The sequence below is a fragment of the Aeromonas sp. 160P genome (assembly GCF_055193095.1).
The window spans coordinates 178,368-194,611 of sequence record NZ_JBUXKV010000001.1; the positions used below are offsets into that span (position 1 = coordinate 178,368).

The 16,244-nt window shown below is 61.3% G+C and carries 11 protein-coding genes and 1 riboswitch; of the genes, 4 read left to right on the top strand and 7 right to left on the bottom strand.

Translation table 11 applies throughout. From position 1 onward, the window contains the following. Positions 1–251 precede the first annotated feature (251 nt). Positions 252–3,419 carry a S41 family peptidase gene (locus ACY8FN_RS00870; protein WP_463098981.1) on the top strand — a complete coding sequence of 1,056 codons (3,168 nt, stop codon included), beginning with the start codon at positions 252–254 and terminating at the stop codon, positions 3,417–3,419. A gap of 10 nt (positions 3,420–3,429) precedes the next feature. Here the strand turns inward: ACY8FN_RS00870 and ACY8FN_RS00875 are convergent, their stop codons facing one another. Next, positions 3,430–4,734 (bottom strand): ferredoxin reductase family protein, encoded by a 1,305-nt coding sequence (locus ACY8FN_RS00875; protein WP_463098982.1) that lies wholly within the window; start codon positions 4,732–4,734, stop codon positions 3,430–3,432. 307 nt (positions 4,735–5,041) lie between these two features. Here ACY8FN_RS00875 and ACY8FN_RS00880 point away from each other — a divergent pair, with 307 nt between their 5' ends. Beyond that, the gene (locus tag ACY8FN_RS00880) at positions 5,042–5,278 is read left to right on the top strand and encodes a hypothetical protein (RefSeq protein WP_463098983.1); all 237 of its coding nucleotides are present in this window, start codon (positions 5,042–5,044) and stop codon (positions 5,276–5,278) included. Between the two features lie 79 nt (positions 5,279–5,357). Here ACY8FN_RS00880 and ACY8FN_RS00885 read toward each other — a convergent pair whose 3' ends face one another. Together ACY8FN_RS00885 and ACY8FN_RS00890 are read right to left on the bottom strand one after the other, a co-directional pair. Further along, positions 5,358–7,223, bottom strand: a complete 1,866-nt coding sequence (locus tag ACY8FN_RS00885) for a M3 family metallopeptidase (RefSeq protein ID WP_463098984.1) — start codon at positions 7,221–7,223, stop codon at positions 5,358–5,360. A 54-nt stretch (positions 7,224–7,277) separates the two neighbouring features. Continuing rightward, positions 7,278–8,240: an IS1595 family transposase gene (locus tag ACY8FN_RS00890; protein WP_463098985.1), complete on the bottom strand. Its 963-nt coding sequence runs from the start codon at positions 8,238–8,240 to the stop codon at positions 7,278–7,280. A 300-nt stretch (positions 8,241–8,540) separates the two neighbouring features. On the opposite strand from ACY8FN_RS00890, the gene ACY8FN_RS00895 reads away from it, so the two are divergent. After that, the gene (locus ACY8FN_RS00895; RefSeq protein ID WP_139721266.1) at positions 8,541–10,223 is read left to right on the top strand and encodes a methyl-accepting chemotaxis protein; all 1,683 of its coding nucleotides are present in this window, start codon (positions 8,541–8,543) and stop codon (positions 10,221–10,223) included. Positions 10,224–10,487: 264 nt separating this feature from the next. Beyond that, positions 10,488–10,573: riboswitch (cyclic di-GMP riboswitch) on the top strand. Between the two features lie 65 nt (positions 10,574–10,638). Then, positions 10,639–12,063 (top strand): N-acetylglucosamine-binding protein GbpA, encoded by a 1,425-nt coding sequence (gene gbpA, locus ACY8FN_RS00900; RefSeq protein WP_463098986.1) that lies wholly within the window; start codon positions 10,639–10,641, stop codon positions 12,061–12,063. A 61-nt stretch (positions 12,064–12,124) separates the two neighbouring features. On the opposite strand, the gene cbl is transcribed toward gbpA, so the two are convergent. The 4 genes from cbl to cysT all read right to left on the bottom strand — a co-directional run bounded on the left by cbl (position 12,125) and on the right by cysT (position 16,017). Next, on the bottom strand, positions 12,125–13,072 hold the full coding sequence (cbl, locus tag ACY8FN_RS00905) for an HTH-type transcriptional regulator Cbl (RefSeq protein WP_139730093.1): 948 nt from the start codon (positions 13,070–13,072) through the stop codon (positions 12,125–12,127). Positions 13,073–13,195: 123 nt separating this feature from the next. Then, the gene (locus tag ACY8FN_RS00910) at positions 13,196–14,263 is read right to left on the bottom strand and encodes a sulfate/molybdate ABC transporter ATP-binding protein (protein WP_139730094.1); all 1,068 of its coding nucleotides are present in this window, start codon (positions 14,261–14,263) and stop codon (positions 13,196–13,198) included. Between the two features lie 27 nt (positions 14,264–14,290). Then, positions 14,291–15,181 (bottom strand): sulfate ABC transporter permease subunit CysW, encoded by an 891-nt coding sequence (gene cysW / locus ACY8FN_RS00915; protein ID WP_463098987.1) that lies wholly within the window; start codon positions 15,179–15,181, stop codon positions 14,291–14,293. After that, a complete protein-coding gene (cysT, locus tag ACY8FN_RS00920) occupies positions 15,178–16,017 on the bottom strand; it encodes a sulfate ABC transporter permease subunit CysT (protein WP_101346196.1) in 840 nt (279 codons plus the stop codon). Before cysT ends, cysW begins: the two co-directional genes overlap by 4 nt. Positions 16,018–16,244 lie beyond the last annotated feature (227 nt).

A 16,244-nucleotide genomic window follows, 5' to 3' on the forward strand; every position in this document is an offset into this window, starting at 1 on the left:
GCTTTTCTTGTTACCAGATCATCTGAACTATGCCCGCCGAGCGGCGAGCGAGCGCCATGATATTGGATCGCCATCAATACTCAATATGCCCGGCAAAACATATCTTGCCGTGGCAACGACATCGGCCCTGAATAGCGTCAGCTGGCTTTGGCAATTAACAGTTAAAACAACAAGATACCAAAAATTATCGCGCTGGCACCCGGGGCAATGATCGGCGAAGATAACACTCCACTCTCCGACAGGATCATGCCATGGGCTCTTCGTGCCGCCTCGCCACTCTGCTGTTCTCGCCGCTGCTGCTCTGGCTGCCCGCTACCTTCGCGGCCGATGCACTCTGGCTGCGCGAGCCAGCCCTCTCCCCCGACGGCAAGCAGCTTGCCTTCACCTGGCAGGGGCGCATTTTTGTGACCAGTGCCGAGGGTGGCCCCGCCACGGCGCTCACCGGCAACGACTACCTGAGCCAGCGGCCGCTCTGGTCGCCGGATGGCAAACAGCTCGCCTTTGCCGCCAACCTCTATGGCAACGAGGATGTGTTCGTGATGCCTGCCAGCGGCGGCGCCATGGTGCGCCTCACCCGCGATTCGCGCGCTGACCTGCCACAAGCCTTCAGCCCGGATGGCAAACGGCTGCTGCTGAGCAGCCAGCGCCCCTGGTCAGCGGATGCCGACCACTTCGTGGCCGAAGGAGTTCAGGGGAGCGCCCTCTACTGGACACCCATTGGCGGGGGGTCGCTACAGGCTGATCTGCCGCTGCCAGCGACCCTGGCTCGCCCCCGTGGGCAGCAGCTCGCCTACCAGATGCCGGCGATGGATCAGCCCTTTCGCAAGCACCAGCAATCGTTCGCAGTGCCCCGCCTCTGGCTGTTTGATGGCCAGCAGCATCGCCAGCTGACCGAAGATCGGGTCGCCGCCACCGATCCGGTCTGGAGCGACCAGGGGGATAGCCTCTTTTACCTGAGCGAGCGCAGCGGCGATTTCAACGTCTGGCGCCGGGATCTTGCCAGCGGCCAGGAGCAACAGCTGACCCACTATCAGGGCCATCCGGTGCGGGGGCTCAGCGCCTCCCGAGCCGGGGATCTGGTCTGGTCATGGCTGGGGGAACTCTATCGCCTCGATGCCGGCAGCAGCGAGCCACGCAAGCTGGCTATCACACCGCAAGTAGCCAGCGAACCGGATGAGGAGAGCCAACAGCTCACACTGGCGGACGAAGCGCTGGTCAATGAAGAGGGCAATGAGCTGATCCTGGTCAGCGAGGGTAACCTGTTTGCCGTCGATCCCGAACGGGAGCGAGTGCGCCAGCTGACCCGCTCCCCGAGCGAGCAATCAAGCCCCCTCTATGCAGAGCAGGGGAGCTCCCTCATCTACCTCTCCGAACAGAAGGGGGCTGCCGCCCTCTATCGGCTGCACAAGACGCAACCGGATCGGCTGTTCAGCGATCCGGGCGCCCTGACCGAGAGCCTGCTGCTGGCCATTCCCGGCAAGGGGATCAGCCGTCCGCTGCTCTCCCCCGACGGCAAGCAGCTCGCCTTCGTGGTGGATGGGCAAGCCATCCATCTGCTGGATCTGGCGAGCAACCAGCAGCGGGAGCTGGTGCCTGCCAGCTTCAACCCCTCGCGCCATGAGGCGCATCTCGCCTTTGCCCCCGACTCCCGCCATCTGGCTATCACCTTTCGCCCCGACTCTGCCCAGCAGGAGATCGCCGTCATCGACACCCGTGACCCCAAAGCCACGCCGGTCAATGTCAGCCTCAATGGCTATCAGGATGGGGCGCCGGCCTGGAGTCAGGATGGCAGTGTGCTCTATTGGCAATCGACCAAATACGGGGTGCTGGCCGCCGATGGCGAACCCCTTGGCAACACCCTGCTCGGCATCTATAGCAGTCGTGCCGCCAAGGCTGACTTTCTGGCAGAACAAGTGCCCCCCAAAGAGGGCTATGGCTTTGAAACCGATCGTCTTGCCCATCGGGAGGCACTGCAACTGTTCCCCACCGGCAATCTGCTGGCCAGCCGGATCGTCGATGATCAGCTGATCTACCTGGTGGAGGAGATTGGCGCCAACGAGGAGAGCGAGATCAAGGGGTACGCCAGGGACCTGCGCAAAGGTGATACCAAGCTGCTATTTGCCGAGCAACCGGGCCCGGCCTTGGCCAGCCTCAATCAGCAGGCCACCCTCGCAACACTGGTACGGGATGGTGAGATCAGCCAGATCACCCTGGAGTCTGGCGACGCTATCACGGCCCCGTTCACTCTGCAGTCCGATGTCCGCTGGCAAGGACGGATGGAGGCCGCCTTCGATCAAATAGCCCGGCTCACCCGGGATGAGTTCTATCGGGATGATATGAACGGCGTGGAGTGGGATGGCTATGTCGCGTCTTACCGCCGCCTGCTGCCGGGTATCGGCAACCCGCGGGATTTTGGCACATTGCTGGCAGAGCTGGCCGGTGAGCTGAATGTCTCCCACACCTGGGGGGGTGGTCCGGCCCCCTTCCCGCGCATGGCGGACGACACCGCCAGCCTTGGCGGCTACTGGCAAGAGAGTGCGCACGGGGTCGTACTCGGCGCCCTGCTGGCGGGCGGCCCGCTGGATCAGGAGAGCGACATTGCCGCAGGCGCTCGCCTGCTCGCCATTAACGGCGTGGCAATTGCCAATCTGGCCGAACTGGATCAGGCCCTCAATCATCAGGCCGGTGCCCGGCTTGCCCTCACCTTCCAGCAAACCGGCAGCAAAGATCCTGACGAGATCGAGGTCAGCGCCATCGACCTGCAACAGGAATATCGCCTGCAACTCGATAGCTGGATTGCCAAGCGGCGAGAGCTGGTCGCACAACTGAGCGATGGCAAGGTGGGCTATGTCTATCTACCGGAGATGAACAGTGCCGTCTATGAAGAGCTGGTGGCGGAGGCGCTCGGGCGACTGCGCAGCAGTGAGGCGCTGATCGTCGATGTTCGCTTCAACAAGGGGGGGTATCTGGCCAATACCCTGGTGGAGTTCCTGACCGGCAACGGCAGCACCAAAGGGATGGCCAGCAGCTGGCCACGGCTTGGCAAGGGAGAGACTGACGCAGCCACCCGCCAGTGGACCAAGCCCTCGGTGGTGCTGGTCAATGCTGGCAGCTACTCGGAAGGGTCGGCCTTTCCCGAATACTACCGCGCCCTGAAGATTGGCCCCATTGTCGGCGAGCCGGTGCCCGGCACCGGCACCATGGTGTATAGCCACGAATCGCGGCTGATCCCGGGGCTGGCCTACGGCATTCCCACCCTGGGGCTGCGCAAGCCGGACGGCACCTTCTACGAGAATCAGGAGCTGATCCCGGACGTGCAGGTGCCACTCACCCCCGCCGATATACTGGCCGGACGCGACCCGCAACTGGAGGCGGCGGTACAAGCCGCGCTCAAGCAGTTGCCAGCCAGCGCCCGGTAACGGTCAGAGCTCAACGAAAGCGAAACAACTCGCGATGCAGACGCCCGTCCGGCAACAGCCGGGTCAGGGCGTCAGCCATCCCCTCGGGCCCGCAAAACCACACCTGCTCAGGCGCATCCCGCGCGATGCGTGTCAAATCCAGCCGCCCGGCCGCCTTGTCCAGATGCAGCTGGTAACTCACCCCGGTACGCTGGCAAAGTTCAGCCAGCCGCTGTTGATAGACAGCGCCCGCCATATCTGGCGCGCACTGGATCAGTGTGATCCCCTCGCCACTGCCACCCTGTGCCGCCAACGACTCCAACCAGGCGACAAAGGGGGTGATACCGATCCCGGCTCCCAGCCAGAGGGCTCGCCCTCCTCTCTGGGGCGCCACAAAGGCGCCATAGGGCCCGGTCACCACCACCCCATCCCCGGCGCGAGCCTGCGCCACCAGCTGACGGGTGTGATCCCCGAGCGCCCGCACCGCGATCACCAGTTGCCGCCGATCCGCTGACACCCGCACCAGAGTAAAGGGGTGCGGCCCCTCCTTGGCATCAAACTCGAAGAAGGCAAACTGGCCCGGGCGATAGTGGGTCAGCGGCCTCTCCAGCTGCATGGTCAGCTCACAGGTCTGATCCGCCAGCGCCTGTACCGCAATGACCCGGCCCGGATGGCGATCCCGCGCCCCCACTTGCCCCAGCAGAGAGTAGAGGGCGCCGATCGCCCCGATCCCGCCAATCAGCCAGATCGACACCCCTACAGGGGTCATGGCCCCCACCTGAGGCAGCAAGCAGAGCCCGTGACCCCAACCCGCCAGATAGATGATCGGTGCCAGCCGGTGGATCAGCCGAAAACGGCCATAACTCACCAGCGCCAGCAAGCTCACCACCACCAGCGCGATCAGCAGATAGAAACTCCACTGCCCCAGGGTATTGCCAAGCTCATGGAGCGAAATGCCATTTCCTACACCCGCACCACCCCCAACTCCGGCGCCACCAGCCCCGCGCCGGGCGGGACGACTCAACCAGCCGACCGAGACCGCCCATTTGGGCGCCTCCACCAGCAGCCAGTGTGCGGTCAGCGCCAATGCACCCCCGATGGCCGTCTGACGGTGCAACCGCAACATCCGATCCAGACCGCCACACCAGACCTCCAGCTGCGGCAGGCGCAACGCCAGCACCAGCGAAATCGCCATATAGGTAATTCCCAGCAGGCCAGTGAGCAGCAACATCTCATGGCGCCATGGCCACACCCCGTTGGCGTCCCCCCCATAGCCCAGCCACCAGACCCCGACCGCCAGCAATGGCAACAGCCACCACATCCGTTTGCCCGTCATAACATGCTCCTTGGTTCCATCGCTGCAGGGCCTCATCTACCTGCTCATAGCACCATTAAAAACCCTACAAGTCACAAGACTTTGCCAGAGGGGGAAGGTTGTGTGGCAATGTGTGACAAACGAAAACAACAGAGGGGCCTGCATGCCCCTCGTGATCACGCTTGCTGGCTCGATCTCTCTGCATAGGGGATGGCGCAACTGTTGTCTCTGGGTTGGTTGACACCCGGCCAACAAAAGGAATCAAATGGGGACGATAACCATCTGCGGTGGGAGAACCTATTACCCGCCCACGGACAAGGAGAACCCCTTGCTTGCATCCAATGAAAAACGCTTCTGCCCCAGCTGTCAGCGCGAGACCCGCCATGTCGTGGTGCTGGTCGACAAATCCTTTGGCAAACAGCCGACACCGGAGCAAAAGCGCAAAGAGTTTATCAAGGACTTCATTACCGGCTGGGCAGCAGGCCCCTTCCTGGCCAACATGGATCGCTTTGAACGCCACGTCATCTGCGAAAGTTGCGGAAATAAAGTCATTGATGAGTCGTGAATAATGAGCAAAAAAATGGCAGGAAGGTCCCCCTCCTGCCAATTGCTTATTCAGAACAAGCCTGCCTCCATATCATCACTTACTGCGCGCGGCTCTGCTCCTCTCCGACACCCCCAGCAAAGTAGCACCGGGCAATCCACGCCTCAAAGTCGGCCAGCATACGGGTTTCCGACTCGCGGTTGTCGGCGATGAGCTCTGCGCCATGTACCACCCGGATATGGGCATCGAGCGGGGTACCCTCACCTGCAGCGGGGCGCTGCTGGGCGGCGGCCATGCAGGCTTGCGCTTGCTGCCATGATTCGGCAGTGCTCAGGTTGCACGCCTCGGCCAGCGGCACCGCGCTGAACCCCTCGCCAGTCAGGCTTCGCAGGGTCTCATCGTGGCTCATGCCGTTGCCCGGCCCCCAGTAGTGGGCGGCCAAGTCCGGCCCGATGCGCGGGTTGTCGGTCAGGTAGCCATCGCGCTTCAGGAAATAGGCGCGGGTCTGCTCCACCGCCATCAGCGCCAGCAGGTAGCCGTGATAGGCGCAGGCCGACTCCTGATTAAGGAGGTGCGGAATGGCCAGCAGCGGACGCGGGCTCTCCACTCCGACGATCTTACGCTCCCACTGGCGGGCCAGCGCCAGTACTGCATCGGGAGTGCGCTCAGCCTCATCCATGGCGTAAAGATCCCGCTCGAAGTAGGCCACCAGCGCAATCTGGCGCTCGTTGAAGGCACGAAACGGCTGGCGCGCGGCGATCAACTCCTTGATGAGGGCATCGGGGATGGGCTCTCCCGCCGCGTTTCTGGCGTAGCGTTTGAGCCAGTCGGCATCGTCCAGCAGGCTGTCGCAGAACATCGACTGGGTCTCGGCATAGGCCATGGAGGTAGGCGGAAACTCCTGTGAGAAGCAGGGGGCGTTGCCGGTGACATTGGCAAAGTGCGCGGCATGGCCCCCCTCGTGGAACAGGGTATTGAGGCCACTCCAACCGCTGCCCACCTGCGCCGGATCGGCCAGGCTGGTGAAGTTGACCACCGCAGGCACCCACTCGCCCTGCTGGCAGAAGCTCGGCACCGGGCCGTGACAGAAGCCGTTCTCGTATTTCCCCTCCCGGGTCAGCAAGTCCAGCGTCAAGGTCGCCCCGCGATACTGGATGCCGAGGCGGCGGAAGCTCTCGACCCAATCCTTCAACGCCCGCGAGAAGGGCACATAAGGATCGAGCTGGCGGGTCACGTCGCCGCTCACGCTGTAGCGCAGGTTGTGGGGCAACAGCGCCGCCGCCCCCTTGGCTGCGTTGAGCTCGGCCAGACTCTGCTGCAACCGCCCATCGGTGCGAGCAATAAAGTCGTCGAGGATGGCGAACAGCTGCTCCGGGCTCATCTGCTCGTTCTTGCGCACCTTGTAGTCGAAGTAGTCGCGATAGCCCATGGCGCGGGCAAAGCGATTGCGGATCGCCACCACCTCGAGAAAACCGTTGCCGACCACCCATTGCTCCAGGGCGTGGAACATGGCGAGCGCGCTCTGGCGCACCGCCTCGTTCGGGCTGGCGGCGAGCGATGTGCTGGCGGCGGGCAGACTACCGGCCACTTGCTGCCCCTGCTCGTCCAGCAAGGTCAGTTTCAACCCCTTGCGGCGGGCAAACAGATCCGCCTCGGCGGCCACCAGCTCATCCATCAGGGCGGCAGCGGCGGGATCTTCAATCACGTTGCACTCGAAGAAGGCGATCCAGCCTTGCAGACCCCGTTTGAGATCATCCTGTTCGGCCTGCGCCAGCATCTCCCGTAATGCGGGCAGGCGGGCCGGATTGGCACAAAAGGCCTTGTAAGCCTGTTCGGCTGCGGTGAAACCGGGCTGATCATCGCTGGTGCCCATATAGGTGGACCAGAAGAGATCCTCCTTGCACCTGTGTACCTGCAGGTAGTCGGCGTTGAGCTGGTTGAAGTAATTCCTGGCAATGGAACTCATAAATTCCCTCTTGTTGTGGCGGCACCCGCAGCGGGGCCCACTCCTTATTTTTGGCTATGTCCCAATTACGTGTTGCATGGGGTGCCCCAGCGCCTCATGCAAACACGCTTTGATATTCACTCCCTTCCCGTAACGCTCCAGCATCCTGCGCCAACCCAGATAATTCCTCAGATAATGAGTTGCGACGCCATGAAAGCGCACCATCCATTCTTTCAATCGATGGTGATAGCCGTTTACATGTTGAATGTGGAATGCTCCGACCACTCGCTCACCCTGACGATTGCGCACTACTTGATGAGTCACTCCCTGCACTTTACTGAAACTGGCATACACGCCCGCGCCATCGCTACACAGCACGGCATCCGGCGAGACAAGGGGCTTCAAGACCGCGATAACTGTTTCGGCGTTCATCTTTTCCAACTGAAAATCGGCATGATGGCCAGCACGGTCCTGTACCACCATCACCGGAATGTAATCCAGCCCGGTTCCCCGGGTTCGCCCTTTACCACCGCGATGCCGTGCTGGACGCGGCAGTCCCCGTTGCCCCTTGAACGATTCGAGGAAGAAGGTTTCATCGACCTCAACGATACCCTCTTCCCGTGTGGCTTGATGGGCGGCCATCGCACGCAAGAAGCGGTGGCGCCAGAGGAAAGCGGTGTTTTTGCTGACCCCGCAACGCAAAGCTGCCTGGCGGACAGTCAGTCCTTCAATGAGGGCTTGCGCGTAGTCTTCCCAGCATTGGGCTTTACGTAATCTGGCCAAGGGGGTCTTTGTCAACACAGTGCTGGTGCGCAGACACAGTTTGCAACGGTAGCGACGTAGTCCCCGACTCCATCCCCAGGGTGCCAGCTGACTGGCATCAGCCTGACAATGTGGGCAACCACTGCATGCAGGTAGTTGGGTATTGAGTGAGGTAATGGCGTGGGGCGCAGTGAGCTCCTGCCGGGCAACACGGCGTTGGCGCAGAGTAAGCAGTGGAAAGAGAGACAACAGGTGTTGAAAGGCTGGGGTATCCATGATGGTAGACCTCAAGGTGATGGCCTACTTCAAGCTTAGCCTTTCAACACATAATTGGGACAGAGCCTTATTTTTTGCTGAAATGCCAAACCATTCACACTCTTTGGCAAAAATGACGCAGGGACGCGCATGAACACGCTACCAAAAAGTGAGTATCGCTGTCTGCTGGCTATACTGTTGTCAAAACACTCATTTGAAAAAGGCCGATGAACGGCTGCAACAATGAGTCGTTAATTTATGAAACTAGGCTACTGCGGTAACGAGCCACGTCACATCAATAGGGATAATGAGGGTTTCGTCATGTTCAAGCTCGGTGATATCACTGTGAGCCGCAAATTGATTTTGCTGCTCACGGTCGCATTTGTCGGTTTTATCTCGCTGCTGTTTATCTCGGCCAACGCGCTCCAGCGCAATCTGATGAGCGAGCGAGAGGCGCGGCTCAATGCGGTGCTGGGACAAACCATGAGCCAGATCCAGTTTCTGGCCAGCACCTTGCCAGCTGAACAGGCGCAGCAGGAAGCCCGCAAGCTGCTGACCAACACCCGCTTTGATGGCAACAACTACCTGTTTGTCATCGACGAGAACCGCACCATGCTGGTTCACCCCATCCGCCCCGAGCTGGTCGGTCAGAAGATGGGGGAAGGTGGAGCAGCCACCGCCGGGCAGTTCTGGTTCCAGATGGTGGATATCGCCAAAGGGGGCAAACAGGGCACCCTGCAATATGTCTGGACCGGCCCGTCAGGCGAGACGGCTGACAAACTCTCCATGGTCTCCGGCTATCAGCCGTGGGGCTGGATCCTCGGTTCCGGCATGCTGCTGCAGGATATCCAGCAGACCATCTGGGCCCAATACATGAAGATGGGTACCGCCACCGCCATCGCGGTCTTGCTGATGGGGCTGCTGGGCTGGCGCATCACTCACTCCATTGTCTCCCCCCTCAATCAGATCAACCACGCCATGCAGCGGGTTGCCAAGGGCGATCTGGTGGTGAGCATCCCGGTGCACGGCAAAGATGAGTTGGGTATGGTCGCCCGCTGCACCAACCAGAGTCTGGATGCCATCCGTCATGCCCTGCTGGAAGCGAGTCTGGGGGCCCGCAACGTGGCGGATGCAGCCCTGCGCATCGCTGCCTCTGCCGAGCAGACCAATCAGGCGGTCACCAGCCAGCGGGATCAACTGGCCCAGCTCGCCACCGCCATGAACGAGATGAGTGCCACCATCACCGATGTGGCGGGTCATGCTGAAAATACCGCCCGCGATACCCAGGAAGCGACCGGTGAAGCCGGGCTCGGCAACCGTGACGTTCATGCCAGCGTCAACGGTATTCAGGCGCTGGCTACCGAGGTGGAACAGGCAACCGTGCAAGTCAATCAACTCAAGGAGGGGGTGATGCAGATCAGCGAAGTGACGGCTGTCATCAGCGCCATTTCGGATCAGACCAACCTGTTGGCCCTCAACGCCGCCATCGAAGCCGCTCGCGCTGGCGAGCAGGGCCGTGGCTTTGCCGTGGTGGCCGATGAAGTGCGCCAGCTGGCCAGCCGCACCCGCCAGTCCACCGAAGAGATCCAGAGCACCATTGCCCTGCTGCAACAGCGAGCGGTTAGTGCAGCCAGCGCCATGGATGCCAGCCGCAAGCTGGCGGAGAGCAGCGTCAATCAGTCACGCCAGGCAGGTCAGGATCTCACCCAAATCGTCAACCGCATCCAGCATGTGAGCGATATGGCGACCCAGATTGCCACCGCCGCCGAACAGCAGAGCATGGTGGCCGAGGATATGAACCGCAACGTCAGCGGCATCAACGACTCGGCGCTGGAGATGTCCCAGTCAGCCTCACAACTGGCTCAAGAGAGTGAGCTGCTGGCAGGCCTCTCCCGCAGTCTGGATGAACGGCTTGCGGTGTTCAAACTGGGCAAAGAGTCTGCAACAACCCCGATGATGGCCCCCACATATCACCCCTCTGGCGAGCAGCGCGCCCGTCACTGACAGCGTCACGCAGTGTCGCCTTGTAACCCGACCTGCCAGCTCAGCTGGCAGTTTTTTTCACATCAATAACACGCAATTGGCATGCATCTTATCGACATATTCAACGGCATTCGACGTCATTCACAAATAAGAGAACAATTTAAAAACAGTCAGTTAGAATGATTCGCGTGCCGTTTAACGGTGCGTTTAAACATTTAACTTCAAATAATTAATCAATGCAGTGCGCAATGCTGATGGCTGAATATTTGGCCCATCACTAAACATCTAGTCATTTGGCAAACTGACCGAAAGGTCGGGACGCAAAGCCTCCGGTCTACAGACGTTTTGTCCAGGATAGCGGGGTTGCCACACGCAAGTGTGCGTCGGGGAACACCCCGGCCAACTGACTGCCCACATCTATCGAACAGAGGAATGTATGGCAGCAAAAATCCAACTCAATCAGATCGCCGTAGTGCTGGCGCTGCTGGCCAGCGGCAGCGCCCTGGCTCATGGCTACATCAGCCAACCCGAGAGCCGCAACTACCTGTGCAAAACCGGCGGCAACAGCCAGTGTGGCGGCGTGCAGTGGGAGCCACAAAGCGTGGAGGGCCCCTCCGGCTTCCCGCAGTCTGGCCCGCAAGATGGTCAAATCGCCTCAGCGGGCAGCCCGCGCTGGAGCGAGCTGAACGTCCAGACCAGCGACCGCTGGAGCAAGCATGAAGTGCAGGCTGGCCCCTTTGCCATCAGCTGGACCTTCACCGCCAACCACGTCACCCGCAACTGGCGCTACTACCTCACCAAGCAGGATTGGAACCCCAACCAACCCCTGAGCCGCGCCTCGTTCGATCTGACCCCCTTCTGCGTCATTGAAGGCAACATGGTGCAACCGCCCAAGCAGGTGACCCACAACTGTACCCTGCCGGAGCGCACCGGCTATCAGCTGATCCTCGGGGTGTGGGAAGTGGGCGACACCACCAACAGCTTCTACAACATCATCGACGCCAAGTTCAAAGATGGCAGCCAGCCGCCGCTGGCGTGGAGCCAGGCAGGCACCATCTACCCCTCCATCGACCTCGTGGTGGGTGACAAGGCGATGACCCGGGTATTCGATGCCAACGGCGAGCGCCCAGAGCTGCAGACCGTGCTGACCATCGCCACTGCCGAGCAGGGCCAGAAGAACAACTGGGCCCACGCCCTCGCCAGCAAGATCAACGCCGAACAGAGCCTGATCCGTGCCGGTCAGCAAGGGGCCGATGGCCAGTTCAACCCGATCTACGGCATGAACCCGGTCTATCTGAAGCGTGACAGCAAGCTGGAGCGGGTCGAGATTGACCTGCAACAGCAACAACCGCCGGTGGTGGACAGCATCAGCGTCAGCGGTCTGGCCAGCGACTATGTGCTGGACAACGGCAAGGCAACCCTCGACTTCACCGTCACCGCACAGGGCGATCTGACCGTCACCAACACCCTCTACGACCACGGCGGCGTCGCCAAGGGTGAAAGCAGTGCCGACATCAAGGAGAGCAGCCACACCTTCACCATGGCGCTGGAAGGATTGAAGGCAGGTCACCACCAGCTGGTGATCAAGGCCACCCCGAAAGCGGGCGGCGATACCATCCAGCAGACCATGGATCTGATGTTCAAGGAGGCGAGCAGTGGCGGCGACTACCAGTTCATCTTCCCGAACGACATCAAGTCCTACACCGCCGGTACCAAGGTGCAGCAGCCGAAAAATGGCAAGGTCTATCAGTGCAAACCCTTCCCCTACAGCGGTTACTGCCAGCAGTGGACCACCACCGCCACCCAGTACGAGCCGGGCATCGGCTCCCACTGGCAAGATGCCTGGATTGAACTGAAATAAATCTCGACATGAACAACAAGAAGGGGAGCCATTGGCTCCCCTTCTTGTCTTCTCTTCCCATTCAAATCTGGAAGTCGATGGCGGGCTCGCTGCCCATGGCGCGAGCCTGAATATCCGCCAGCGCCAGCTCGGGGTTGCAGAGCTGGATAAACTGCCAGGCGAAGTTGTGGTGGAACTGCCCCTGCTTGAGGCCGATCCAGGCGGTGTGGGGGGCAAACAGATGGCTGCCATCGAGCTGCACCAGCCCCTGATCGCGCTGGGCGTCAAACGCCATGTCGGCCAGAATGCCGACTCCCATCTCCAGCTCGACATAGGTCTTGATGACGTCGGAGTCCTGCGCGGTCAGCAGGATCTGCGGCTCGATGCCCGCCTCGGCAAATGCCTCGTCCACTCGTGCCCGCCCGGTCAACCCCGCCTGATAGGTGATGATGGGCCAGTTGGCCAGCGCCGCCAGAGTCAGCTCCCGTTCGTCAGCGAGCGGATGCTGCTCCGGCACCACGATATTGTGGTGCCAGCGGTAGTAGGGAAATGCCACCACCCCTTCGCTCTTGTCGAGCCGCTCGCTGCTGATGCCGATATCCACCTCGCCGCTCTGCACCAGCCGCACTATCTCCTCCGGGCCGCCCTGACGCAGCTCCAGCTGTACCAGCGGGAACTGCTCGCGAAACGCCTTCACCACCCGCGGCAGCGCATAGCGGGCCTGGGTATGGGTGGTCGCCACCAGCAAACGGCCCGAGTCGCGGTTGGCAAAGGTGCTGGCCAGTTTGCGGATATTGTTGGCGTCACCCAGGATACGCTCGGCAATCACCAGCAGCTCCTTGCCGGGCTCGGTCATGCCGAGCAGCCGCTTGCCGTAGCGGATAAAGAGCTCTAGCCCAAGCTCCTCTTCCAGTTCGCGAATATGGCGGCTCACCCCGGATTGGGAAGTAAAGAGCGCGTTGGCCACTTCGGTCAGGTTGTAATCCCGCCGCGCCGCCTCCCGGATAATACGTAACTGCTGAAAATTCACCTTGTCGCCTCCTGCGAAGGGTGGCGACGCTGCTTGGTCAACACCCTCATTTTTTGTTATATGGCCGGGATCATGCCCGGCTAACAGCCTGAACCGGGCGACCACACCGCCCACAACCCAGCATCAAATCTGGTAATCGGGATAGAACTGCGCCTGTCTGGCCACCAGCTTCACCCCCTGACCCGGCGCAAACAGTTTGGCTGCCTCCTTGGTCAGCTCCGCCTCGTAGTGAGCCCCTTTGGTTTCGCCGTCGCCACGCAGCTCCACCCGAATGCGCGGCCCCATGGGCAACAAGCGGGTGATGGTGGCGCGGATCCCGCCGGGCGCATCAGCAGGCAGAATATCCAGCTCGTGGGGACGGACATAGGCGATGGCGGCGCTGCCGTGGGCCAGATGGGAGGCCGACGGCCCGCCAAGCAGCTGCTCGCCGATGCCGAATCCCTGCTCCGCCACCCGACCGCGGAACTGGTTGACGCTGCCAAGGAAGCTGTGGACGAAGGAGCTGGCGGGCTGGTCGTAGACCTCGGCCGGGGTGCCGATCTGCTCGACCCGCCCGGCATTCATCAGCACTACCCGGTCCGCCACCTCCAGCGCTTCTTCCTGATCGTGAGTGACGAACAGGCTGGTGACATGCAGCTCGTCGTGCAGCTCGCGCAGCCAGCGGCGCAGCTCCTTGCGCACCTGGGCATCGAGGGCGCCGAAGGGCTCGTCCAGCAGCAGCACCTTGGGCTGCACCGCCAGCGCGCGGGCCAGTGCGACCCGCTGACGCTGACCGCCGGAGAGCTGGGTCGGATAGCGATCGGCCACATGGCTGAGCTGCACCAGATCCAGCAGTTCCTTGACCCGGGCGCGAATGGCCGCCTCCGCCGGGCGCTCGCTGCGCGGCTTGACTCGCAGGCCGAACGCCACGTTCTCGAACACCGTCATGTGGCGAAACAGGGCGTAGTGCTGGAATACGAAGCCGACGTTGCGCTCACGCACGTGCAGATCCGAGGCATCCTCGCCACGGATGATGACGCTGCCACTGTCGGCCTGCTCCAGCCCGGCGATGATCCGCAGCAGGGTGGTCTTGCCGCAGCCGGAGGGGCCAAGCAGCGCCACCAGCTCGCCATCGTGAAAGTCGAGGTTGATGTCTGCCAGCGCCGCGTACTGATTGAAATGCTTGTTAAGTTGTTGAACCTGAATGCTCATGGATGCCTCTTCTCAATAATCGTCAAATCAGTGGGACTTGTTAGGCTGACCACGCAACCGGGCCAACAGGGTTTCCCCCAGCAGGGTGAAGATCCCGAACAGAGCCAGCAGGCTGGCCACCGCAAAAGCGGCACCGGTCTGGTACTCGTTGTAGAGGATCTCGATATGCAGCGGCAGGGTATTGGTCTGACCGCGAATATGGCCGGAGACCACCGACACGGCACCAAACTCCCCGACCGCGCGGGCGGTACAGAGCAGCAGGCCATACATCAGGCTCCAGCGGATGCCGGGCAGGGTGACGCGCCAGAACATCTGCAGGCCGCTCGCCCCCAGCATGATGGCCGCCTCCTCCTCTTCCGGGCCGCGCGCCTCCATCTGGGGCAGCAGCTCGCGCACCACGAAGGGCACAGTGATAAAGGTGGTGGCCAGAATGATCCCCGGCATCGCGAAGATGATCTTGATGTCGTGCTCGCTCAGCCAGTCGCCAAACCAGCCTCGGCTGCCAAACAGCAGCACCAGCATCAGCCCGGCTATCACCGGCGACACCGAAAACGGCAGGTCAATGATGGTGATCAGCAGCTGACGACCGGGGAAACGGAAGCGGGCGATGGCCCAGGCCGCCGCGATCCCGAACAGCAGGTTGAGGGGGACGGCGCAGAGCGTGACCAGCGCAGTCAGCCCGAGCGCACTCAGGGCATCCGGCTCGCTGATGGCATGCCAGAAAAAGGCGAGCCCCGGCGTCAGCGCCTGAATAAAGACGGTGGCCAATGGCAGCAGCAGCAGGGCGGCAAACCAGCCCAGACCCACAGTGATCAGCAACCACTTGACCCACTGGGGCTCGCGGATCACGACCGGAGCCTTGCGGCCGGGGGCCGCCTCCACAGGGGCAACCTCGATGGCGATGGCAGATGAACTCATATCCGGCTCCCTCCGATGCGAGACCAACTCCAGGCCTGCAACTTGTTGATTAGCAGTAACAAAATGAATGAAATCAGCAGCATCACCACGGCGATGGCGGAGGCACCGGCGTAGTCGTACTCCTCCAGATGGCTCATGATCATCAGCGGCGCGATTTCGGAAACCATCGGCAAGTTGCCAGCGATAAAGATGACGGAGCCGTACTCCCCCACCCCACGGGCAAACGCCAGGGCAAAACCGGTGAGCAGGGCCGGGATCAGGGTCGGCCACAGCACCCGCAGAAAGGTCTGCCAGCGGTCGGCGCCGAGGCTGGCGGCCGCCTCCTCCTGCTCGATCTCGGCTTCCCGCAGCACCGGCTGCAGGGTGCGTACCACAAACGGCAATCCGATAAAGGTCAGCGCAATCACTACCCCGATGGGGTTGTAGGCGAGTTCGATACCAAAGGGGGCGACCCACTGACCAATCCAGCCATTGGGGGCGAAGATGGCACACAGGGCGATGCCGGAGACGGCGGTCGGCATGGCAAACGGCAGGTCGATCAGCGCATCCACCAGTCGACGACCGGGGAAGGTGTAGCGCACCAGGATCCAGGCCAGGATCAGCCCGAACAGACTGTTAAGCAGTGCCGCAATAAATGCCGCACCGAAACTCAGGCGAAAAGAGGCGAGCACTCGCGGCGAACCGATCACCTGCCAGAACTCGGCGGCGGTCATATTGTTCAGCGCAAACAGCACCAGCGCCGAGAGCGGCAACAGCACCAGCAGGCCCAGATAGAGCAGAGTGAAGCCAAAGGTAGGGCCGAAACCCGGCAAGACAGAATAAGAACCAAATCGCATAACACATCCGTCTGTTATGAATAATTTAAGATGTGGTGATTCTGCGCACTCTTCCTGTCAGCAACAAACACCGTTTGCGACTTTGCTAATTACTTTTTTGTCTAACAACGGTGGGACAAGGCTTTTAGAGCGATCCAAATAAAAAAAGGTCTTTTATATAAATAAAAGACCTAAGAAATGGAGCAATACGGAGCGGAACATTCAAAGAACGGGGCATGGCGCAACCA